The organism is Mycobacterium sp. E2479, assembly GCF_001667925.1.
GTDB lineage: Bacteria > Actinomycetota > Actinomycetes > Mycobacteriales > Mycobacteriaceae > Mycobacterium.
In genome coordinates, this window is record NZ_LZJR01000079.1 from 38,908 (window position 1) to 60,770 (window position 21,863).

A 21,863-nucleotide genomic window follows, 5' to 3' on the forward strand; every position below is an offset into this window, starting at 1 on the left:
CGCCCACCGTCGACATGGAATCGCACAGCGCGGATCGGCGAGCCCCACAGTTGCTCTGGGCGAAAGTCACGGTCACCGCCGTATTCATCGCGCACGGTCTGGTGTTCTCCTCCTGGGCCGCTCACATTCCCCACGTCAAGGCCGAGCTCGGCCTTTCCGACGCGGCGCTCGGGACGGCCCTGTTGGGCGCGCCGCTGGGATCGGTGGTGGCCACGCTGCTCAGCCACTGGGCACTGCCCCGGTGGGGCAGCCACCGCCTGATCCCGGTCACGGTCGCGGGCTATGCCGCGGCCGGAACGACGGTGGGCCTGGCCGGATCCGCGGCCGCGCTGTTCGGTGCGCTGGCGCTGTGGGGGCTGTGTCAGGGAGCCCTGGACGTCGCGATGAACACGCAGGCCGGCACGGTCGAGCGCCTCGCCGAGGCTCCGATCATGGCTCGGTTTCACGGCATGTGGAGCGTCGGGGCGTTGGCGGGCGCCGTGATCGGCGCGGCGTGCGTCAGCGTGGGCGTCAGCCTCACCGCCCAGCTGACTGGTCTGGGGCTGGTCGTCCTGGTCGTGGTGGAACCGCTGACCCGTCGCCTGATCCCCGACGCGGTCGACGCGGCCGCCGCGTCATCGACCCCGCCGCAGGGTAAGCGCGCCTGGATGACCCCGGGGGTGGCGATCCTCGCCGCGGTGTCGTTCGCGTCGTTTCTGTGCGAAGGCGCCGCCACCGACTGGTCGGCCAACTACCTGCGCAATGTCGTGGGTGCCGGCCCCAGCGTCGCCGCGTTGAGCTACGCCGCCTACACGTGCGCGATGGTCATCACCCGGTTCGGCGCGCCCCGACTGCACGCGCTGGTGTCCAGCCGCCGGCTCTTGCCGGCGCTGGCGCTGGTGTCCGTTTTGGGCATGAGTGTGACGCTGGCCGCCGCCGACGCCCGGGTGGGCGTGTTCGGCTTCGCCGCGCTGGGCGTCGGCGTGGCGCTGCTGGTGCCCACGGCCTTCAGCGCGGCCTACGGCGCGAGCGGCGCCGGATCGGCGATCGCCGTCGTGGCCGCGGCTGGTTGGCTGGGCTACCTGCTCGGGCCGCCGTTGATCGGCCACCTGTCGGGTTGGGTGGGGCTGTCGGCGGCGCTGGTCACCATTCCGGTGATGATGTCGGTCGTCGCCGTCGCCATCCGTTGCACACCGGCTTTCGACAAGGCCGACGAGTTCCATCGTGACGTGGCCACGCCCGCGGCCTAGCGAGCCCGCTAACGCAGATCCCAGACCTGCAGTTGGGTTCCCTCGGGCACCTCGACGACGTCCTCGGGGATGTCCAGCAGTCCGTTCGCCGACGCCAGCCAGCGCAGGTGGTGCGACGCCGGCGGTCCGTAACTGACGACCGTGCCGGCGTCATCGTCGAGCACCGCACGCCGGAATTGGCGCTTGCCGCGAGGTGACGTGAGCGACTCGGCGAGGACGGCCTTGCGGTGCGGGCGTTCCGGGTGCGGCAGGCCCATGGCCCTTCGCAGCGCGGGCCGGATGAATACCTCGAAGGACACCAGCGCGCTGACCGGGTTGCCCGGCAGCGTGACGATCGTCGCGCCGGCCACCCGCCCCACGCCCTGCGGCATGCCCGGCTGCATGGCGACCTTGACGAACTCCACGCCCTGGTCGCCCTCGCGCCCGAACGCGTCCTTGACCACCTCGTAGGCGCCGGCGCTGACCCCGCCGCTGGTGATGATCAGGTCCACTTGGTTGTCCGGGCGCGCGTATCGGTCGATGATCGAACTGAATTGGGCCACGTCGTCTTCCGCGGTCGCGACGGCGACCAGATCGGCCCCCGCATCCCGAACCGCGCCGGCCAGCATGATCGAGTTGGACTCGTAGATCTGCCCCGGCAGCAGCGGCGTGCCCGGCGTCACCAGCTCCGATCCGGTCGAGATCACCAGCACCCGCTGGCGCGGAATCACCGGCAACTCGGCGATGCCCAGCGCCGCCGCCAAGCCGAGCACGGCCGGCGTCACGACCTGACCCCGGCGCAAGACCGTGGTGCCGGGGGAGACGTCCTCACCCGCACGGCGGATGTGCTTACCGGCCGTGCGGGGCGCGCGGATCGACACCACGTTCATGCCGCCGTCGGTGTCCTCCACCGGCACGACGGCCGTGGCTCCGGCCGGCAGCGGTGCGCCCGTCATGATCCGGTGCGCCGTCCCGGGCCGCAGCGTCAGTTCGTCGGTGCGTCCGGCCGGAATGTCCTCGGCGACACGCAACTCCACCGGGCTTTCGGGCGTGGCGCTCGCCGTGTCTTCGGCGCGCACCGCGTAGCCATCCATCGCGGAGTTGTCGAAGACGGGCAAGGCCAGCTGCGCCACCACGTCGTCGGCCAGAACCAGGCCCTGGGCGTCGGTCAGCGGGACCCCGACCGGTGGGCGCGCACGAATCAACTCGGTGACGACCCGCTGATGTTCGGCGACTGAGCGCATCGAAGCCATTATCCGCGCGTCAGACGGGGAAGCTGACACCGGTGAGTTCTTCGGAGACGGCCCAGAGCCGACGCTGCAACTCCTCGTCGTGGGACTGGGCGCTGGAGTTGACGAGCTTCGGGCGGCCGCGCTGCTCGAGGAAGCCGGCCGGGCCGTAATACTGCCCGCCCTGGACGGCCGGATCGGTGGCAGCCCGCAGCGTGGGCAGCGCGCCCATCGCCGGGCTTTGGAACAGCACCGGGGCCACCAGGGCCTTCACCGACCGCAAGACGCCCGGCAGGTTGCGGGCCAGCTCGGTATTGGAGCCGCCGGGGTGGGCTGCGACGGCAACGGTCTTTGCGTCGGGCGTGGCGGCCAACCGGCGCTGCAGCTCGTAGGTGAACAGCAGGTTGGCCAGCTTGGATTGCCCGTAGGCGGCGATCCGGTCGTAGCCGCGTTCGGCATGCAGGTCGTCGAACTGGATCGCCGCCCTCAGCCGATGCCCGAGGCTGCTGACCGTCACCACCCGCGAATCCCGCACCACCAGCAGGTTTTCCAGCAGCAGCCCGGTCAGCGCGAAGTGGCCCAGATGGTTGGTGCCGAACTGCAATTCGAAGCCGTCTTTGGTGACCTGCTTGGGCGTCCACATCACCCCGGCGTTGTTGATCAGCAAATCGATGCGCGGGTAGGCCGCGCGCAGCGTGTCGGCGGCCGAGCGGATCGCGTCCAGGGAGGTGAGGTCCAGCTGCTGCAACGTGACATCCGCGCGCGGACTGGCGGCGACGATGCGCGACAGCGCCGCGTTGCCCTTCTCCAGGTCGCGCACCGCGAGCACGACGTGGGCGCCGCGGTAGGCCAGCACGGCCGCCGCCTCGTAACCGATGCCGGTGTTGGCGCCGGTGACGACGACGACCCGGCCAGTCTGATCCGGGACATCAGCCTCCGACCATGAGCGGGTCTCTGCGTCGTTGGAAGGCATGGCCCAAAAGATACTCATCGGAACTGCTGCTGCCGGATGGGCGGGTGGCCCTGCCGGGCGGACGTAAGGTGAGAACGTGATTACCGGATTGGCTCACACCGGGGTTTGCGTTCCGGACTGCGAGGCTGCGGTGGCGTTCTACCGCGATGTGCTGGGCATGCGTGTGCTCTCGCCCCCATATGTCATGTCCGGCAACGCCATTCGCGACGACATGGGTGAGTTGGTGTCCGATCCCAGCATGAAAGCTGCCATCCTCGGGTTCGACGACGGCGGTGACCGGGTGCTCGAGGTGATCGAATACCTCGGAGCCAAAAGCGGGCCTGCCGGTGACGGCCGGGCGCTGACCGACCCCGGGCTCTCGCACGTCGGGCTGATCTGTGCGGACATCGACGCCACCCGGGCGGAACTGGAGTCCAAGGGCGTGCGCTTTGTGGTCAGCGGAATCGCCGACGTGGCACGGGTACGTACCACCTGGTTCGTCGATCCCTGGGGTGTGGTGTTCATCCTGGTGGAGAAGAGCCGGCCCGAGCGGCCGTATTTCGCGCAATGGGCATAGTGGACCCGAAGCCCTCGGTCGGGATCATCGGGGCCGGCGCCGGCGGCATCGCGATGGGGATCCAACTCGCCGACGCGGGCTACGAATTCACGATCTTCGACCGAGCAGACGGATTCGGCGGAACCTGGCGCCACAACACTTTTCCGGGTGCGGCCTGCGATGTCCCGTCGCATTTGTACTCGTATTCCTTTGCGCCCAACCCTCGGTGGAGCAAGACCTATGCCAACCAGCCCGAGATCCTTGCGTATCTCGAAAGGGTGGCGACCGAGCACGAACTGGCCGGGCACCTGCGGGCCAACACCGCGATCACCACCGCGCGCTGGTCGGACTCGCAGCGCCGCTGGACGCTCACCAGTGCTGACGGCCGACAGTACGACTTCGACGTGGTGGTCAGCGCGGTCGGCATGCTCGATGTGCCATATGTCCCGGACATTATGGGGGCGAAGCGGTTTCGCGGACGCCGATTTCATTCCTCGCGCTGGGACCACAGCAAGTCGACCGACGGAGAACGCGTCGCTTCCATCGGCACCGGTGCCAGCGCGATCCAATACGTACCGGCGATAGCTCGAAAGACCGCCCATCTGACCGTGTTTCAGCGGACCCCGATATGGATCGCGCCGCGATTCGACTTCCCGTTCACCCCAGAGCAGCACGAGCTGTTCGAGCGTGAGCCGGCCGCCGCACAGAAGCTGCGCGACGAGGCCTTCGCTGCCTACGAGTCGTCCAGCTTCGACGTCGATCACCCACAGATCCTCGAGGCGACCGAGCTTGCCCGCGGTTACCTGGCCCGCAAGGTGGCCGATCCCGAGTTGCGGGCGAAGCTGACACCGCACTATCCCGCCGGGTGCAAGCGGCCGCTGATGTCGCGCGAGTGGTACCCCACGTTCGCACTGCCCAACGTCAGCCTGGAAACGACCCCGATCGCGGAACTGACCGAACGTGGGGTGCGTACCGTTGACGGCGTCGAACACCACGTCGACACCATCATCTACGGCACCGGGTTCACCGCCGCCGACTATCTGGCCAGCATCGACGTGTACGGTTCCGGCGGTCGCCACCTGCGCGATGACTGGAGCGACGGCGCGGAAGCCTACCTGGGCACGCTGGTCGCCGGGTATCCGAATTTCTTTGTGCTGTATGGCCCCAACACCAACGGCGTCAACTCGATCATCTACATCCACGAGGCGCAGACGACCTTCATTTGCCACATCCTCGACGTGATGGGCGGCCGCGGGGCGCGCACCGTCGAGGTGACGGCCGAGGCGCAGCGCCACTACAACGAGGAGATCCAGGCCGCGATGGCGGGCAAGGTCTGGCTGGCCTGTACCAACTACTTTCGACATCCCAGCGGGAAGGTCGTCACCCAATTGCCCTATAGCGGCAAGACATTCTTCGAGCGCACTCGCCGCATGGTCGTCGAGGACTACCTGCTACGTCCGTAGCCGCACGCTCTTGGCTTCAACCGCGGCGGCGTCGCGCCCAGAAACGTCCCGGCAGAAGCAATCTCGCATTTACCTGAGGCTTACTGCACCCAGTAATTGTCGTGGCGGATGAACCATTCCCGGCGCTCGTCGTCGGTCATGTCGGCCAGTGCCGCGAATCCCTCGAAGTAAGCCTCGCGGGGTGCGCCGGGTGCGAACAACATCAGAATCGATGCCGGTTCGTCCGCCTCGTTGCGAAAACCGTGCACCCCGCCGGGCGGGACGTAGAGAAAGTCGCCTTGACGGCCGTCCGCCCACTGCGTGCCGTCATAGAGCTTCATCGTTCCGGACAAGACGAAGAACGCCTCGGACATGGCGCGGTGGAAGTGCGCCGGGGGCCCGCCGCCGGCCGGTGCGATGTCGACGCGGTAGAGGCCGTAGTCGCCGGCGGTGTCTTGCTGGTTGGCCAGGTAGTGGTACCTGACCCCGGACGTCTCGTAGTCCGGTGGCTGATCGGCACGCTTGAACCAGGCACTGATCTCCGGCTCGTCCTTGGTGTATCGGGCTGGCGGGTAGGGCGGCACGACGAGAGACATGGTTCCAGTGTGCGCATAGCATCGCCGGTGTGGAGCGATCGAGTGCCGAAGATGTTCGCGTGCAACGGCTGCTCGATGCCGAACGCAAAGCCGCGCAATTGTTCGACGAAATCGAGCGGCGGGCCATGATTCGCCCCGGGCTGGCCGAGAAGGAACTCTCCGACCGGATCCATGACCTCGCCGGCGAGATGTTCGGCGTGACCCGGCACTGGCACCGGCGGATCGTGCGGGCCGGGCAGAACACGCTGCAGCCGTTCCAGGAACGCCCGCCGGATCGCGTGATCGTCGACGACGACATCGTGTTCCTCGATCTCGGTCCGATCTTCGAGGAGTGGGAGGCCGATTTCGGGCGGACGTTCGTGCTCGGCGACGACCCGTACAAGACGGCCCTTCGTGATGCGCTGCCACGGGTCTGGGAGGCCGGCCGCGACCACTTCGCCGGCCATCCCGACATCACCGGCGCCGAGCTGTTCGACTATGTCGTCGCGGTGGCCGACGCCGAGGGGTTCGAGTGGGGCAGCCGCATCGCGGGCCACCTGATCGGCGAGTTCCCGCACAAGAAGATCGCCGGCCCAGGCGTCGAGTGGATCATCATGCCCGGATCGAACAAGCCGATGCGCCGCACCGATCCGCGCGGCCGCATCTGCCACTGGATCCTCGAGATCCACCTTGTCGATCGCCCGCGCGGCTTCGGCGGCTTCTACGAGCAGCTGCTCGATCTGCCCTAGTGCCGATCGCGAGCGCGGCGCACCGCCGGGCGCGGCGGGTCGTCCCTCGGGCTAATCGATGGGGTAGGTCACCCCGGTGAGTTCCTCGGAGACCGTCCACAGCCGGCGCTGCCGCTCGACGTCGTGCGACTTGGCGCTAGACGCCACGACCTTGGGGTAGCCGCGCGTCTGGCCGAGGCCGTCGGGCCCGTAGTACTGCCCCCCTTGCACCGCCGGATCGGTGGCGGCGCGCAGGGTCGGCAGGGCGCCCATGGCCGGGTTCTGGGCGACGAGGGGTGCGATCCGCTCGAAGGCGACGACCAGCGGGGCGGGCATGTTGCGCATCAGCTCGGTGTCGGACATGCCGGGGTGCGCGGCCGCGGCGATCGTCGTGCCATGCGGGGCAAGCCGTCGTTGCAGTTCATAGGTGAACAGCAGGTTGGCGAGCTTGGCCTGCCCGTAGGCGGCGACCCTGTTGTAGCGGCGCTCCCACTGCAGGTCGTCGAAGTGGATGTCGGCGAGGATGCGATGGCCGACGCTGCTGACCGTCACGATCCGCGAGCCGGCGACCGGCAGCAGCCGGTCCAGCAGGAGGCCGGTGAAGGCGAAGTGTCCCAGGTGGTTGGTGCCGAACTGCAGCTCGAAGCCGTCCTTGGTGGTCGACTTCGGCGTGTACATCACCCCCGCGTTGTTGATCAGCAGGTCGATGCGGTCGTGCGCGGACCGCAGCTGCTCGGCGGCCGCCCGGACCGACGCCAGCGACGTCAGGTCGAGTTCCTGTAGCGCGACGTCGGCGTGCGGGCTCTGCGCGGTGATCTTGGCCGCCGCGTCCTTGCCCTTGTCCAGATTGCGCACCGCCAGCACGACGTGCGCGCCGTGATCGGCCAGCGCCAGGGCCGTCTCGTAGCCCAGGCCCGTGTTGGCTCCGGTGATGACGGCGACCCGTCCGGTCTGGTCGGGAATGTCAGCGGTGGTCCACTTGGCCATGAGAGATTCCTTGAACTAGTAGAGTAAACGGGGCTATCGCTCCGGTTGAGTGCCACTATATGGAACGCACGCCCCGCTTTGTCAACCGCTGAGGAGTGAACAGATGGCGCAACCCGCACGGCCGTTGCGCGCCGACGCGGCGCGCAACCGGGCACGCGTGCTGGATGTCGCCTACGAAACGTTTGCAGCCGAGGGACTCTCGGTGCCCATCGACGAGGTAGCGCGGCGAGCGGGCGTGGGGGCCGGCACCGTCTATCGGCACTTTCCGACGAAGGAGGCGCTGTTCCAGGCGGTGATCCAGGATCGGATGCAGCGACTGGTCGACGACGGCCGTGCCCTGCTGGAATCCGTCGGGCCGGGCGAAGCGCTGTTCGCCTGCCTGCGGTCGATGGTGCTGCACTGGGGCGCCGCGGACCGAGGTCTGGTCGACGCGCTGGCCGGATTCGGCATCGACATCGCCACCGCGGCGCCCGACGCCGAGGACGCGTTCCTGGCCATGCTCGACGAGCTGCTGCGGGCCGCCCAGAGTGCGGGCTCCGCGCGCCAGGACATCGGGGTGCGCGAAGTGAAGGCGATCATGGTCGGCTGCCAGGCGATGGAGGCCTACAACTCGGACTTGGCCGAGCGGGTGACCGACGTCGTCGTCGACGGTCTACGCGCTGCGCGATAAGGCCGGCCGCTTCTTGCACTCGACATAGGCGAGTGCTAAGAATGACGTTGGCACTCGCGACCAGCGAGTGCTAGGTCGGGACGGTGAGGCCAGGGCCGCGACAAGCGGGAGACACCTAGCCGTCCGTCGCGGGCACTGCACCCGGCCAGAACGTGTCATCCCCAATCCGGAGGAATCACTTCGCAATGGCCAAGACAATTGCGTACGACGAAGAGGCCCGGCGCGGCCTCGAGCGGGGGCTCAACGCCCTCGCCGACGCGGTAAAGGTGACGTTGGGTCCCAAGGGCCGCAACGTCGTCCTGGAGAAGAAGTGGGGTGCCCCCACGATCACCAACGATGGTGTGTCCATCGCCAAGGAGATCGAGCTGGAGGACCCCTACGAGAAGATCGGCGCCGAGCTGGTCAAGGAAGTCGCCAAGAAGACCGACGACGTTGCCGGTGACGGCACGACGACGGCCACGGTTCTGGCCCAGGCGCTGGTCCGTGAGGGCCTGCGCAACGTCGCGGCCGGTGCCAACCCGCTGGGTCTGAAGCGCGGCATCGAGAAGGCCGTCGACAAGGTCACCGAGACCTTGCTCAAGTCGGCCAAAGAGGTCGAGACGAAGGACCAGATCGCTGCGACCGCGGCCATCTCCGCGGGCGACCAGTCGATCGGCGATCTGATCGCCGAGGCGATGGACAAGGTCGGCAACGAGGGCGTCATCACCGTCGAGGAGTCCAACACCTTCGGTCTGCAGCTCGAGCTCACCGAGGGTATGCGGTTCGACAAGGGTTACATCTCGGGCTACTTCGTGACCGACGCCGAGCGTCAGGAAGCGGTCCTGGAGGACCCCTTCATCCTGCTGGTCAGCTCCAAGGTTTCGACCGTCAAGGACCTGCTGCCCTTGCTGGAGAAGGTCATCCAGGCCGGTAAGCCGCTGCTGATCATCGCCGAGGATGTCGAGGGCGAGGCGTTGAGCACCCTGGTCGTCAACAAGATCCGCGGCACCTTCAAGTCGGTCGCCGTCAAGGCCCCCGGCTTCGGTGACCGCCGCAAGGCGATGCTGCAGGACATGGCCATCCTCACTGGTGGTCAGGTCATCAGCGAAGAGGTCGGCCTGTCCCTGGAGAGCGCCGACGTCGCCCTGCTGGGTAAGGCCCGCAAGGTCGTCGTCACCAAGGACGAGACCACCATCGTCGAGGGCGCCGGTGACTCCGACGCGATCGCCGGGCGGGTGGCCCAGATCCGCAGCGAGATCGAGAACAGCGACTCCGACTACGACCGCGAGAAGCTGCAGGAGCGCCTGGCCAAGTTGGCCGGCGGTGTTGCGGTGATCAAGGCCGGGGCCGCCACCGAGGTCGAGCTCAAGGAGCGCAAGCACCGCATCGAGGACGCGGTCCGCAACGCCAAGGCCGCCGTCGAGGAGGGCATCGTCGCCGGTGGTGGCGTGGCCCTGCTGCACGCGACCCCGTCGCTGGACGAGCTGAAGCTCACCGGTGACGAGGCGACCGGCGCCAACATCGTCCGTGTGGCGCTCGAGGCTCCGCTGAAGCAGATCGCCTTCAACGGTGGTCTGGAGCCCGGCGTCGTGGCCGAGAAGGTCCGCAACTCGCCCGCCGGCACCGGCCTGAACGCCGCCACCGGTGAGTACGAGGACCTGCTCAAGGCCGGCGTCGCCGACCCGGTGAAGGTGACCCGTTCGGCGCTGCAGAACGCGGCGTCCATCGCGGGGCTGTTCCTCACCACCGAGGCCGTCGTCGCCGACAAGCCGGAGAAGGCGGCCGCACCCGCGGGCGACCCGACCGGTGGCATGGGCGGCATGGACTTCTAAGTCCACGACTCGAGTACGAAAAGGCCCGGCCCTCACAAGGGGCCGGGCTTTTTCGTGTGCTCGTGCCCGGGCGAGTGTGAAGCTAGCCGCACATTCGACGCCGAGCGTGCGGCCAGCTTCACGTTCGGCGGCGGTGAGGGCTCTGAACACGCGGCGACCTAGTGTTAGGCCGTGTCCCTTCCGACTCCCTCACCCACCAGCACCGCCGTCGTGACCGGCGCGTCGTCGGGCATCGGCGCCGACCTCGCGCGCGAGCTGGCCGGCCGCGGCCATGGCGTCACGCTCGTCGCCCGCCGCGAAGACCGGCTGCGGGAGCTGGCCGACGAGCTCGCCGGCCGCGTCCGCGTCGAGGTGATCGCCTGCGACGTCGGCGATTCCGCCGCCCGCGCCGGCCTTTTCGAGGAGGTCGACCGTCGCGGCCTGACCGCCGACATCCTGGTCAACAACGCCGGCATAGGCACCATCGGATCGGTGGCGACCACCTCCGTCGGCGACGAGATCGCACAGGTGCGGGTCAACGTCGAAGCCGTCATCGATTTGACCACCCGCGCGGTCCAGCAGATGGTGCCCCGCAAGAAAGGCGCGATCCTCAACGTCGGATCCACCGCGGGATACCATCCCTTCCCGGGGCAGGTCGGGTACGCCGCCACCAAGGCATTCGTGATCACCTACACCGAGGGGCTGCGCGCCGAACTCGCCGGCACCGGAATCACCGTCGCGCTGCTGAACCCGGGCCTGGTGCGCACCGAATTCCTGAAGAGCGCCGGCATGGACGAGCGCACCTTCGCCGACGCATTCCCGAAGTTCCTGTGGATGCCCGCCCGCGACGTGGCGCGCACCGGCATCGACGCGCTAGACGGCGATCGCGGAACCGTGATCCCGGGCCTGCCAAGCCAGATCAGCACCAAGCTGTTTCGGTTCATGCCGCGTCGGGTGCTGTTGCCGCTATTGAACAACCAGCACCCGGGACTGCGCAGGGACCGCTCAGCGCGCTGAGCCGGGCCAGGGCCGCATCCAGCCCTCCACCGGCAGCGCGAGCGCGTTGCACAGCGTGCAAATCGTGCGATACCAGCCCACGGCGGTGAGCAATTCGATGCGCTGCTCGTCGTCCAGCTCGCGGCCCAGCGCGCTCCACGTCGCCTCCGACCACGTGCCGGTGCGCTCGAGTTCGTCCACCGCCTCGATCAGCGTCCGCTCGGCCGGGCTCCACCGCGGGTCGTCGGGGCCGCCGCTGACCAACGCGTCGCACTCGCCGTCGCTGACGCCCGCGATCGGGCCCCAGAACGCCGCCTGTCCGCCCCACTCGTACTGACAGCCCAGTAGCGCGCAGATGCGAAGGATGGCGATGGTCCGCGTCCGTCCCGGCAAAAGCGCTGCGACATAGAGGGATTCGCCGAGCTTACGCAGACGGGAGGCCAGCACCGGATGGCGCTGCAGGCAACGCACCAAGAGCAGCGGCTCGTAAGTGCGGTCGGGGTGGCCCCAGCTGTTGATGCCAGCGGCATCTTCTTCGCTCCACGGCGGAGCGAGCGGTGCGACGCGGCTCACGGATGAGACTGTACGGCCCTAGCCCGATGGCGGCGACCCGCTGCGCCCGGCTTCGCCGCGCTTGCGATCGCCGCTAGCCCGATGGCGGCGACCCGCTGCGCCCGGCTTCGCCGCGCTTGCGATCGCCGCTAGGCCGGCAGCGAGAACACCACACAGTCGTGCAGGCAGCCCTTCGCCGCGTCGGGCTCGTCGGCGTCGCGATGCAGCAGCGCGCGGGTGGGAAGTACCGCCAGGCGGGCGGTTTCGGCCCCGGCCTCGGTCACTTCGGCGGTGCCGTCGACGATCAGCGAGTAACCGCCGGGTTCGGTGGGCGGCCACAACAGGGTCACGTCGGCGCGCCGGGCGAGGTTGTTGCGGGTCCGTCCTCCGATGAGCCCGACGTCGAGCGTGGCCTCGCGCAGCTGCGGCTCGACCGTAACGGTGTGCACCCGGTATTCGTCGTCGACCGTGATCAAGTAGGCGTACGGGTAGTCAGCCAGCGCGTTGGCCAGCGCCTGCAGATCGACTTTCTTCTTGGTGCGCATGACCTTCCAGGATAGGCGCCGAATTTATTGCGGCGCCGGGCTCGTGGCGGCCGTGCCAACGTTGGAGAAGCCGAGGTTCTGCAGCACCTGATTCCAGGGCGGCAACTTGGCCACGGCCGCCGACGCGTCGGCGTGGTAGCCGAACATCGCCGCCACGTCCGAGGCCCACATCTGCTCGTAGGCGGCCTCGATGTCAGCGATGGCCGGGGTGTTCTGACCGAGGTGGTTGTTCGCCGCCAAGGCCGAAACCAAGGCCCGGTTGGCCGCCACCACAGCGGGCTGCACCGTGGCCGCCAGTGCCACCTCGAACGCGGTCGCAATGGCCGAGGCCTGGTGTGACACCTCTTCGGCCTGCGCGGCCGCCGCGCTGAGCCAGCTCACGTAGTGGCTGGCCACGGACATCATGGCCGTCGACGACGCGCCCTGCCACGACCCGCTCGCGAGATCCGCCGTCACTGAAGAAAACGACGACGCCGACGATGCCAACTCCCCGGCCAGCCCGTCCCACGCCGCCGCGGCAGCAAGCAGCGGCCCGGGACCAGGACCGGAAAAAATTAATGCCGAGTTGACTTCTGGCGGCAACCTCGCAAAATGCGGGCTCGTCACGGACCCAACTTAGCTGGTATATGCCACTTTTGGTGGTGTTATCGCGAGGCTGCGGGGACGGGCTGGCGGCCGCGCACCAACTTGCCTGGACGGGCGTCGGTGGGAACACCATTTTCGGCGATCACTTCGCCGGCCACAATCGTGGCGACGTATCCGTCGGCGGTCTGGTCCAGGCGCCGTCCCCCGGCGGGCAGGTCGTAGCTGATCACCGGCTTGTGCAGCCGCAGTGCGGCGTGGTCGATGACGTTGAGGTCGGCCTTGTAGCCGACCGCGATCCGGCCGCGATCACCCAGCCCGGCGATGCGGGCCGGCACCGATGTGAGCTCGCGGACCGCTTCGGGCACCGTGAACCGTCCGGCCTGGCGGTCCCGCGCCCAGTGCGTCAGGAAGTACGTCGAGTAGCTGGCGTCGCAGATCATTCCGTAGTGCGCGCCGCCGTCGCCCAGACCGAGCACCACGTCGTCGCGGTGCAGCAGCTCCCCGACGGTGTCCAGCGAGTTGTTCTGCAGGTTGCTGGTCGCGACCAGCAGCATGGCCCGGCCCTCGTCGTCGAGCAGCCGGTCATAAGCCTCTTCCCTCGGCTCCACGCCGCGGGCGCGGGCGCGGGCACCGATGCTGGTCGACGGGTCGGGCTCGTAGTCGGGGGTGTCGCCCAGCGGGAAGATCCAGTCCCACATCTGCGTCACGAACAGGATCGGGTGACCCTGACCGGGCTTGTCGGCCAGGATGCGGGCCCGGACCTCGGGCTTGCGCATCTCGGCCACCCGCTCGGCCAGCGGCAGGTGCGCGATCTCCCGGTAGCTGGGGTAGAGCACAAACGGGTTGGCGGACAGCTGTAACCCGATGATCAGACCGATCGGCCGGGGCAACAGCTGCGCGGTGACATCGCCTCCCGCGGCGTTAGCCTTCTCGATCATGGTGATGGCGTCCGGCCAGGTCGGGTCACCGGCGTTGGCGACGACGAGGGTGAAGGTGACCGGCAGCCCGACGTCCTCGGCGACGTCGAACACCGTCTGCAGCACGGGCTGGTAGCCGCCGGACGGGATGTCGGGAACGAACTGCAACAGGCCGCCGCCGCCGTCCACGACCCCGCGGGCGATCTCCTCGATCTCCTCCCGGGCGGCCTCGTAACTCGGTATGGGCGAACCGCTTTCGGTCTTGTGGATGGTCAGCCGCGACGACGCGAAGCCAAGCGCGCCGACCTCGATCGCCTCCTTGGCCAGCTGCCGCATCGTGGCCAGGTCGTCGGCGGTGGCCGGCTCGCGGTCGGCGCCGCGCTGACCCATCACGTACACCCGCAGCGGTGAGTGCGGCAGGTAGGCGGCCACGTCGATGTCGCGCTTACCCGAGTCGAGCGCGTCCATGTATTCGGGGAACGTCTCCCACGTCCAGGGCAGTCCGTCGGTCATGACGACGCCGGGGATGTCTTCGACGCCCGCCATCACGTCGACCAAGACGTCATGGTCGGACTGCCGGCAGGGCGCGAAGCCGACCCCGCAGTTGCCCATCACCACCGTCGTCACCCCGTGCGCCGACGACGGTGTCAGGCGTTCCGACCAGATGGACTGGCCGTCGTAATGGGTGTGCAGGTCGACGAAGCCGGGCGTGACCAGCAGCCCGGTGGCGTCGATCTCCCGCGAGGCGGTCGCCCCGTTGATCGCGCCGACCGCCTTGATGACGTTGCCTTGCACCGCCACATCACCGATGTACGGCTCACCCCCAAGCCCGTCGACGATGGTGCCGTTGCGGATGATGAGGTCGTAAGTCATTCAAACAATCTACGACCGCAGCGGTAGGTCGTGCCAGGATCTTCTGCGTAAGCGATCGCGACGGCAGTAACGTCGAATGCGCCTTCGGTGGGAACCTCCCGTAGGGTCGCGAGTATGGCCAGCACCGACAATGCCGCCGCCCTACAGGAGCTCCTGCGCGACGCGTTCACCCGGTTGATCGAGCACGTCGACCAGATCACCGAGGGGTTGACCGACGAGGAGGCCGGCTACCGGCCCACCCCGAACGCCAACAGCATCGCGTGGCTGCTCTGGCACAGCGCTCGGGTGCAGGACGTCCAGCTGGCCGACGTCGCCGGTGTGGAGCAGGTGTGGTTCCGCGATGGCTGGGTGGACCGGTTCGGACTGGACCTGCCGCGCGACGACACCGGTTATGGACACGGGCCCGACGACGTGGCCAAGGTGCAGGCGCCCGCGAATCTGTTGTCCGGCTACTACCACGCGGTGCACAAGCTCACCCTCGAATACATCGCCGGAGTCAGCGCCGAGGAACTGGCCCGCATCGTGGACACCAACTGGGATCCGGCGGTGACGGCCAGCGCGCGATTGGTGAGCATCATCGACGACTGCGCCCAGCACCTCGGGCAGGCCGCGTACGTGCGGGGGATTCAGTAGATTCGCAGGCGTGCGATTCGCGGCGACCGTGCTGTTGTGGCTCATCACCACGCTGGCAATGGCGGCGGCGATCCCCTCGGCGTGGACACAACTGCATGTCATTGACGCCGACGGCTATGCCGCCCTGGCGCGACAGGCGGCGACGGACCCGGCTCTGCAGTCCGCTATGGCGTCCGAATTGAGCAGCCGGGCAATGACTCTCATCGCCGAGCAGGGCGGGATCCCCTCCGCGGCGGGCAGTTCCGAGGTTCACGAGGCCGCCCACGCCTTCACTGCGGGGCCGGCGTTTCCGCCACTGTTCGCCCGGGCGAACCGGGCGGCACACGGCTGGCTGTTCAGCGACCCGGTGGCCGACGAGAACGGCAACCAATGGGCGGTCGACGTGGCGCCGATGCTCAACGACGACTCGATTCAGCCGCTACTCGCCCGCCACAACGTCACGATTCCCGCGAAACTTAGTGTCCCGCTTACTGTCTCGGTCCCGCATTCGATGCGACAGGGGCGGCTGAGCCGGATGTCCAGCTGGGGTCCGTGGGTCAGTTTGGGTGCGGCGGCGCTGTGCGGTTTGTGCGCGCTGCTCACGGTGGCGACCGCCCGCCGCCGCGGCAAGGCGCTGAGCAGCCTTGGCGTCTCGGCGCTGGTCGTCGGGGCGGGTGGCTGGGCGGGCATCGAGGTCGCCCGCCGCTACGTCAACGATGCGCTGAATCGCACCACCGGCAACGTCCGCCAAGTCGCCGAGGTGATGATCGAACACGCCGAAGCCGGTCTGCGCCAGTGGCTCGACGCCACATTGCTCGCCGGCGCCGCCATCGTCGCGTTGGGCGTGATCGTCGCGGTGCTCGGCAGTCTCGCGACGAAGTCGTGAGTTCGGCGTCTAACCGAATGTGAACGAGAACACCTGCAAGCCTCTGCTGACTCGCATATCGAGCTGATCGCGGTGCGCGGAGTCGTCGCCGACGATGCGGTGCAGCGTGGGCGCTCCGCCGATCGTGGTCGTGGTGGTCTTGCCGTCCCGGGTCACCGTGATGGTGCCGCTGCCACCGACGACGGCGTACACATCTTTTGCGATGTAGTTCAGCCGGACGGCGGAGTCGTCGCCGTCCGCGATGGCCCCTTGGTCGTCCAGGGTCCAGCGGCCCCGCAGAGCGAACTTGTCGTCGGCCAGGTTCGGCGGGAAGCTCAGCGTCGCGGCACCGGCTTTGTAATCGCCACCACTGCCGCCGTAATTTCCAGATTTGCCGACTCCCAGATACGTCTCTGGCGTGAGCCTGGTCTGAGGAGTCGAGTCGACCGAGTTCGTCGGCGCGGCCAGTTGGACGCCGGGATGCGCATCGAGCAGGAGCTTGCGGATCAGCCGCTCGGTCTCGTCGTAGTCGCCCTCGCCGAACTTGGTATGCCGCACTTGCCCATTCGCGTCGATCAAATACTCGGCCGGCCAGTATAGGTTGTCAAAGTTGTTCCACGTCGCGTAGTCGTTGTCCAGTGCGATGGGATAGGTGATGCGCAGATCGGCGGCACCGCTGGCCACATTGGCGGGCACCCGCTCGAAGGCGTACTCGGGGGTGTGCACCCCGATGACGAGAAATCCACTGTCGCGATACCGGTTGTACCAATCGATTACGTGCGGGATGGCGCGCTGACAGTTGATGCACGAGTAGGCCCAGAAGTCGATCAGGATCACCTTGCCGCGCACCGACTCGGGGTCCAGTGGCTTGCCGTCCCGGGTGTTGAGCCACCCGGTGACGCCGGCGAGGGCGGGAGCCGGTCCACACCGTTGCAGGCCGGCGGAGACGCCGGCACAATCGCTCAGTGCGCCGATGGTGGTGCCGGGCCGGCTCAACTGCAGCCCGTCGCGGTGATTCGGCTGCTGCGCGGCGGCCGGGTCCAGGCTGCGCGCGATGTCGTTGGCCCCCAATGTTTTCTGCATCGCCGTCGTGTAGTCAGGCACGGTGCGCTGCAGCATCGCGGGCAGGTTGAACACCAGTGCCGCCGCCAGCACGATCATCGCGATCCCGCCGGCGGTCCGAATTGCGCGCTGCCGGCGGCGGAACGCGGCCACTCGCTCGGCGACGCGGCGCCCGGCCAGTGCGAATATCAGTAGCGGCAACGCGTTGCCGACCGCGAATGTGGCGGTCAACAGGAGCACACCGAACCCGATCGACGACGTCCCGCCGGCAACCACGATGGCGGCCAGCACCGGACCCGCGCATGGCACATAAAGGGCGCCCAACGTCAATCCCAGGGCGAAACCATTTGTTCCCGAGCCGATTTGACGCTGCGGGAAGTACGCGAACGGCCGCTCGATCAGGTGCTGCACCGGCGGGAAGATCAAGCCCAGGCCGATCAGGACCAGCACCACCAGTGCGGCCCACCGGATCGCGTCCTGTGGCAGGTGCAGTGCCGTCAGCAGCGTGGAGCCGATCAGTGTGACCAAGCTGAAACTGCATACCAGGCCCGCGATCACCAGGTATGGCCGCGCCGCGGAACTCGCGGTGGGGTCGTTCGCCCGGGTGCTGTCCATGCCGGATAGCAAGATCACCGGCAGCACCGGCAGGATGCACGGGGAGATACCGGTGATCAGCCCACCGAGAAGCCCGATCAGGGCGATGGTCTGCACGGGCTACTCCGAGGGCTCGACGGGTGCCGGACGATAGGCATGGTTACACCTTTACCTGTTTTGGTGACCACGAGTGACCGGCCATAAATCACACGACGTGCGTTATAGAAATCACGCAATGTGCGTTACGCTCCGCCGGTGGCGCAACTGACACTTCAGCGCGCTTGCACCCAGGGAAAGAAAGCGCCAACGTGCGGAGGCCGCGGTGGAGGCAGCGCGCTCGCCGGCAATGGAGACGGGCGTCGCGTCGGTCCCCATGACCGCGCCGGGATTCGCCACGCGGCGGTACCCTGCGCGGCGCGTGAGTGTCGAGCTTCGCGCTGGCGTTGAGAACTGACACGCGCGCAAGGCGTGACCCGACGATCGAGCTGACCCCTATCGGGGACGAAAACCTGAAGCGGTGCGACCTACGCCCAGTTCCACACCGACATGTCGCCGGGTGGGTACTGGTTGCAGATGTCGGTGGCCTTGGCCACCACGCCCTTGTTGTTCCAGAAGATCTTCATGTGGTTGGGCCAGGCCACCCACAGCGGATCGGACACGGGCGCATAGAAGTTCTCGGAGTAGTTCCGGCGGTCCTGCGGTGACAGCGAGTAGAACCAGTGCGCCTTGTCGATGGTCGCCTGCTGGACGTTCGGGTGGTTGTTGAAGTCGATCATGTAGCGCTGGTAGTACACCGGGCTGGTGTCGCGGGAAGCGGCGAGGATCTGCTCTGCGTCGCACGTGGTGTTGATCATTCGGCGGGGGATCGGGAAGTCCTCCGTGGAGTCGGCTACCGCGGTCGACGGGAAAATCGCAGCGGTAATACCCAGAGCAAGGAACGCGGCGCCTGCACGCAGGCCAGTACTCAGCCGAGACATGGCTATTACGGTAACACCCTTTAGCCTCACTAGAACAGTTTCCAGCTCACTCCCAGGATTTCGCTAGCGCATCTCAGTATCAGCCGCGATCAGGGGTTATTACGTGAGACGGGTCGGGTCGCAACTCCGGCGGTGCCTGACTGTAATCACCGAAGGGGCCGTCGCGGCGCTCGATCGCGGCTCGCACGCCGTCGGCCTCGGCGGTCTTGATGAACGCCAATGCGTCGGGAGTATTGCGCATCAGGCCGTCGAGGATGCCACCCAGCGTTTGGGTGGACGCCAGGCCCATGTTCTCGTAGGCCTGGTTGACGATCAGCTTCTGCGCCTGTAGCTGCGACAACGGGATTTGCGCCAGCTCGGCGGCGACCTCGGCGACCCGCGATTCCAGGCGCTCGAACGGCACCGCCTCGTTGATCAGCTCTATCTCGGCGGCCTGCGCCCCGGTCAACGGCCGGCCGGTCAGCGAGTGCCACTTGGCCTTGGCCAGGCTCAGCCGGTAGAGCCACATCCCGGTCAGATACGCCCCCCACATCCTGCTGTAGGGCGTGCCGATCACGGCGTCCTCGCTGGCGATCACGAGGTCCGCGCACAGCGCGTAATCGCTGGCCCCGCCCACGCACCAGCCGTGCACCTGGGCGATCACCGGCTTGGACGCACGCCAGATGGCCATGAACTTCTGCGTCGGCCCGGTCTCGCGGGAGCTGACCATCGCGAAGTCCTTGCCGGGGTCCCACTTGCCGTCGGTCATCATGGCCTCGCCCCAGTGCTGGAACCCGCCGCCGAAGTCGTAACCGCCGGAGAAGGCCCGCCCCGCACCGCGCAGCACGATGACCTTGATCGCCGGGTCGCGCTCCGCCAGACCGATGGCGGCCTCGATCTCGTCGGGCATCGGCGGCACGATGGTGTTGAGCTGCTCCGGACGGTTCAGCGTGATGGTGGCCACCGCGCCGGCCGTCCGATAGAGCAGGGTCTGGAAATCGCTCGTCGGCATGGCGTCCTTACGGGTCGGGCTGACGGTTCTCCGGCGAGGACGCGTAGATTCGCCCGCCGATCTTCAAATAGGGCGTGGTGAGGTAGGCCGAGAAGGCGATGATGGCCGAGAAGACCGCAGCCGCGAGGATGCCGTTCGGCCATAACTGGCCGGTCCCGAACGCAAAGCACACGATCCCGATGATCGCGGTGGCCCAGTAGAACCGCCGCCCGGCGCGGCGGTGCTTGATGAAGCGATAGCGCGCCTGTGCCGCTGAGGCCAGGATGCAGATCAGTCCCGTCGCCAGCAGGGTGAGCTCGATGCGTTGAATCGCGGACACGTTGACGATCTTAAGGGCGGGCCGATGCACAGCCGCCGGGCTCGACGACCTAGCTCACCCTCGCGGTGACGCCGGTGACCGACGCCGCGATCCCCGGCCGGTTCATTGCGAGCCGGCCGTCAGCGTCTGCCATAGGAACGAGTAGGTCAGCGCCGACCTGAAGGCGATCTGCTCGTTGTCCGCCGCGCCGGCGTGGCCGCCCTCGATGTTCTCGTAGTAGAAGACCGGATGACCGGCGGCCTCGAGCGCCGCAGTCATCTTGCGGGCGTGGCCCGGGTGCACGCGGTCATCGCGGGTGGAGGTGGTGATCAGCACCGGCGGGTATCGGCGGGTCGCCGAAATGTTCTGGTAGGGCGAGTATTCGGAGATGAACTGCCAGTCGTCGGGGTTGTCGGGGTCGCCGTATTCGGCGACCCACGAGGCGCCGGCCAGCAGCAGGTGGTAGCGCTTCATGTCCAGCAGGGGCACGCTGCACACCAGTGCGCCGAACTTCTCCGGGTACTTGGTCAACATGATGCCCATCAGCAACCCCCCGTTGCTGCCGCCCTGCGCCCCGAGCTGCTCGACCGTGGTGATGCCGCGCTGAACCAAATCCGTTGCCACGGCAGCGAAATCCTCGGCCACCTTGTGCCGGCCCTCGCGCATCGCCTGGGTGTGCCAGCCGGGCCCGTACTCGCCGCCGCCACGAATGTTGGCCAGGACATACGTGCCGCCGCGCGCGAGCCACAGGCGGCCCAGCACGCCGCTATAGCCCGGCGTGTTCGACGATTCGAAGCCGCCGTAGCCGTAGAGCAGGGTGGGCGCCGGTCCGTGGGAGGCCCGTGGGCCGCGTACCACGAAATAGGGGATCGAGGTCCCGTCTTGCGAAGCAACGAAATTCTGTGTCACACACATGTTTTCGGCGTCGAAAAAGCGCGGGGCGGACTTGATCTGTTCGAGCTGTCCGTCATCGGTTCCCCGCATCAGCCGCGACGGTGAGTCGAATCCGCTGGAATCCAGGAAGAACTCGTCGCCGGTGTCGTCGGCGGAAACGACGACCGTGTTGGTCGCCGGTGGAATGCCGGCCACCGCCTCGCGCCGCCAATTGCCGGGCGTGGCGATTTCCACGCGGCTGGCTACGTCGGCCAGCGAGACGACCAGCAGCCGGTCCCTGGTCCAGGCGTAGTGATTGAGGGCGGTGTGCTCGTCGGGTTCGAAAACGATCTGCAATTGCGCTGTGCCGGCGAGGAACTGCTGGTAATTCGCGGCCAGCAGCGACCCGGCGGTGTAGTTGGCGTTGCCCCGTGACCAGTCGCTGCGCAACTCGATCAACACCCACTCGCGGTGCAGGCTGACACTGGCGTCGGTGGGCTTGTCGATGCGGATGAGTTCCGAGCCGCGCAACTCGTAGACCTCTTCGTTCCAGAAGTCCAGAGCCCGGGCGATCAGCGTGCGCTCGAAGCCTGGGATCCGGCTGGTGCTTGCGGCTACGTTGACATCCGAACGCGCGCCCTCGAAGACCGTTTCGGCCTCGGCAAGGGGGGTGCCGCGGCGCCACCGTTTGACCACCCGCGGATAGCCGGATTCGGTGAGCGAGTCGGCACCGAAATCGGTGCCGACCAGCACGGTGTCCGGATCGGCCCAGCTGACCTGTGACTTGGCTTCGGGCAGTTCGAACCCGCCGTCGACGAATTCGCGTGTCATCATGTCGAATTCACGCACTACGCAGGCGTCCGATCCGCCGCGTGACAGGCTGACCTGCGCACGCGTGTATTCGGGGTAGATGACACTGGCGCCGGCCCACACCCATTTCTCGCCGTCGACCCGGCCCAATTCGTCGACGTCGATCAGGACATCCC

21 protein-coding genes and 2 pseudogenes are annotated in these 21,863 nt (G+C 67.7%); 10 read left to right on the plus strand and 13 right to left on the minus strand.

Translation table 11 applies throughout. From position 1 onward, the window contains the following. The first annotated feature begins 14 nt into the window (after positions 1–14). On the plus strand, positions 15–1,229 hold the full coding sequence (locus A5686_RS10905) for an MFS transporter (RefSeq protein WP_067933961.1): 1,215 nt from the start codon (positions 15–17) through the stop codon (positions 1,227–1,229). A gap of 8 nt (positions 1,230–1,237) precedes the next feature. Here A5686_RS10905 and glp read toward each other — a convergent pair whose 3' ends face one another. Both glp and A5686_RS10915 read right to left on the minus strand, forming a co-directional pair. Beyond that, positions 1,238–2,452: a gephyrin-like molybdotransferase Glp gene (glp, locus tag A5686_RS10910; RefSeq protein WP_067933999.1), complete on the minus strand. Its 1,215-nt coding sequence runs from the start codon at positions 2,450–2,452 to the stop codon at positions 1,238–1,240. Between the two features lie 19 nt (positions 2,453–2,471). Next, a complete protein-coding gene (locus A5686_RS10915) occupies positions 2,472–3,410 on the minus strand; it encodes an SDR family NAD(P)-dependent oxidoreductase (protein WP_067933962.1) in 939 nt (312 codons plus the stop codon). 76 nt (positions 3,411–3,486) lie between these two features. On the opposite strand from A5686_RS10915, the gene A5686_RS10920 reads away from it, so the two are divergent. Then, positions 3,487–3,966: a VOC family protein gene (locus A5686_RS10920; protein WP_067933964.1), complete on the plus strand. Its 480-nt coding sequence runs from the start codon at positions 3,487–3,489 to the stop codon at positions 3,964–3,966. Then, positions 3,966–5,408 carry a flavin-containing monooxygenase gene (locus A5686_RS10925; RefSeq protein WP_369829697.1) on the plus strand — a complete coding sequence of 481 codons (1,443 nt, stop codon included), beginning with the start codon at positions 3,966–3,968 and terminating at the stop codon, positions 5,406–5,408. Before A5686_RS10920 ends, A5686_RS10925 begins: the two co-directional genes overlap by 1 nt. An 80-nt stretch (positions 5,409–5,488) precedes the next feature. On the opposite strand, the gene A5686_RS10930 is transcribed toward A5686_RS10925, so the two are convergent. Then, positions 5,489–5,983 (minus strand): cupin domain-containing protein, encoded by a 495-nt coding sequence (locus tag A5686_RS10930; RefSeq protein ID WP_067933968.1) that lies wholly within the window; start codon positions 5,981–5,983, stop codon positions 5,489–5,491. A gap of 29 nt (positions 5,984–6,012) precedes the next feature. Between A5686_RS10930 and A5686_RS10935 the strand changes: the two genes are divergently transcribed. Continuing rightward, the gene (locus tag A5686_RS10935) at positions 6,013–6,711 is read left to right on the plus strand and encodes a M24 family metallopeptidase (protein WP_067933970.1); all 699 of its coding nucleotides are present in this window, start codon (positions 6,013–6,015) and stop codon (positions 6,709–6,711) included. Between the two features lie 51 nt (positions 6,712–6,762). On the opposite strand, the gene A5686_RS10940 is transcribed toward A5686_RS10935, so the two are convergent. Further along, positions 6,763–7,677: an SDR family NAD(P)-dependent oxidoreductase gene (locus A5686_RS10940; protein WP_067933971.1), complete on the minus strand. Its 915-nt coding sequence runs from the start codon at positions 7,675–7,677 to the stop codon at positions 6,763–6,765. A gap of 103 nt (positions 7,678–7,780) precedes the next feature. Between A5686_RS10940 and A5686_RS10945 the strand changes: the two genes are divergently transcribed. The 3 genes from A5686_RS10945 to A5686_RS10955 all read left to right on the plus strand — a co-directional run bounded on the left by A5686_RS10945 (position 7,781) and on the right by A5686_RS10955 (position 11,154). Next, complete coding sequence (locus tag A5686_RS10945) at positions 7,781–8,347, plus strand: TetR/AcrR family transcriptional regulator (RefSeq protein ID WP_067933973.1); 567 nt, start codon at positions 7,781–7,783, stop codon at positions 8,345–8,347. 185 nt (positions 8,348–8,532) lie between these two features. Beyond that, a complete protein-coding gene (groL, locus tag A5686_RS10950) occupies positions 8,533–10,158 on the plus strand; it encodes a chaperonin GroEL (RefSeq protein WP_064950651.1) in 1,626 nt (541 codons plus the stop codon). Positions 10,159–10,329: 171 nt separating this feature from the next. Beyond that, entirely contained in the window at positions 10,330–11,154 is an 825-nt protein-coding gene (locus A5686_RS10955; protein ID WP_067933976.1) for an SDR family oxidoreductase, read from the plus strand. Here A5686_RS10955 and A5686_RS10960 read toward each other — a convergent pair. From A5686_RS10960 to A5686_RS10975, 4 genes and pseudogenes are all read right to left on the minus strand, one after another. Continuing rightward, a complete protein-coding gene (locus A5686_RS10960) occupies positions 11,143–11,706 on the minus strand; it encodes a carboxymuconolactone decarboxylase family protein (RefSeq protein WP_067933977.1) in 564 nt (187 codons plus the stop codon). The two genes, A5686_RS10955 and A5686_RS10960, sit on opposite strands and share 12 nt — an antisense overlap. A 128-nt stretch (positions 11,707–11,834) precedes the next feature. Next, positions 11,835–12,230 carry a hypothetical protein gene (locus tag A5686_RS10965; protein WP_067933979.1) on the minus strand — a complete coding sequence of 132 codons (396 nt, stop codon included), beginning with the start codon at positions 12,228–12,230 and terminating at the stop codon, positions 11,835–11,837. Between the two features lie 69 nt (positions 12,231–12,299). After that, positions 12,300–12,836, minus strand: a pseudogene (locus tag A5686_RS10970) (PPE family protein); the annotation flags it as partial. Between the two features lie 38 nt (positions 12,837–12,874). Then, the gene (locus A5686_RS10975; protein WP_067933980.1) at positions 12,875–14,605 is read right to left on the minus strand and encodes an amidohydrolase family protein; all 1,731 of its coding nucleotides are present in this window, start codon (positions 14,603–14,605) and stop codon (positions 12,875–12,877) included. A 114-nt stretch (positions 14,606–14,719) separates the two neighbouring features. On the opposite strand from A5686_RS10975, the gene A5686_RS10980 reads away from it, so the two are divergent. After that, positions 14,720–15,238 carry a mycothiol transferase gene (locus A5686_RS10980; RefSeq protein ID WP_067933982.1) on the plus strand — a complete coding sequence of 173 codons (519 nt, stop codon included), beginning with the start codon at positions 14,720–14,722 and terminating at the stop codon, positions 15,236–15,238. Positions 15,239–15,248: 10 nt separating this feature from the next. Beyond that, positions 15,249–16,103, plus strand: coding sequence for a hypothetical protein (locus A5686_RS10985; protein ID WP_067933984.1), 855 nt, complete (start codon positions 15,249–15,251; stop codon positions 16,101–16,103). 9 nt (positions 16,104–16,112) lie between these two features. On the opposite strand, the gene A5686_RS10990 is transcribed toward A5686_RS10985, so the two are convergent. Beyond that, positions 16,113–17,855 carry a cytochrome c biogenesis protein DipZ gene (locus A5686_RS10990; RefSeq protein ID WP_067933986.1) on the minus strand — a complete coding sequence of 581 codons (1,743 nt, stop codon included), beginning with the start codon at positions 17,853–17,855 and terminating at the stop codon, positions 16,113–16,115. Between the two features lie 120 nt (positions 17,856–17,975). Here A5686_RS10990 and A5686_RS27945 point away from each other — a divergent pair. Beyond that, positions 17,976–18,156 (plus strand): annotated as a pseudogene (locus A5686_RS27945) (TetR/AcrR family transcriptional regulator); the annotation flags it as partial. Between the two features lie 106 nt (positions 18,157–18,262). Here the strand turns inward: A5686_RS27945 and A5686_RS10995 are convergent. The 4 genes from A5686_RS10995 to A5686_RS11010 all read right to left on the minus strand — a co-directional run. After that, positions 18,263–18,715: a DUF5078 domain-containing protein gene (locus tag A5686_RS10995; RefSeq protein ID WP_067933987.1), complete on the minus strand. Its 453-nt coding sequence runs from the start codon at positions 18,713–18,715 to the stop codon at positions 18,263–18,265. A gap of 79 nt (positions 18,716–18,794) precedes the next feature. Then, positions 18,795–19,706, minus strand: a complete 912-nt coding sequence (locus A5686_RS11000; RefSeq protein ID WP_067933989.1) for a crotonase/enoyl-CoA hydratase family protein — start codon at positions 19,704–19,706, stop codon at positions 18,795–18,797. Between the two features lie 7 nt (positions 19,707–19,713). Beyond that, a complete protein-coding gene (locus tag A5686_RS11005) occupies positions 19,714–20,025 on the minus strand; it encodes a hypothetical protein (RefSeq protein ID WP_067934001.1) in 312 nt (103 codons plus the stop codon). Positions 20,026–20,127: 102 nt separating this feature from the next. Next, positions 20,128–21,863 (minus strand): prolyl oligopeptidase family protein (locus A5686_RS11010; protein WP_067933991.1); only part of this gene is annotated, 1,736 nt, incomplete at its 5' end.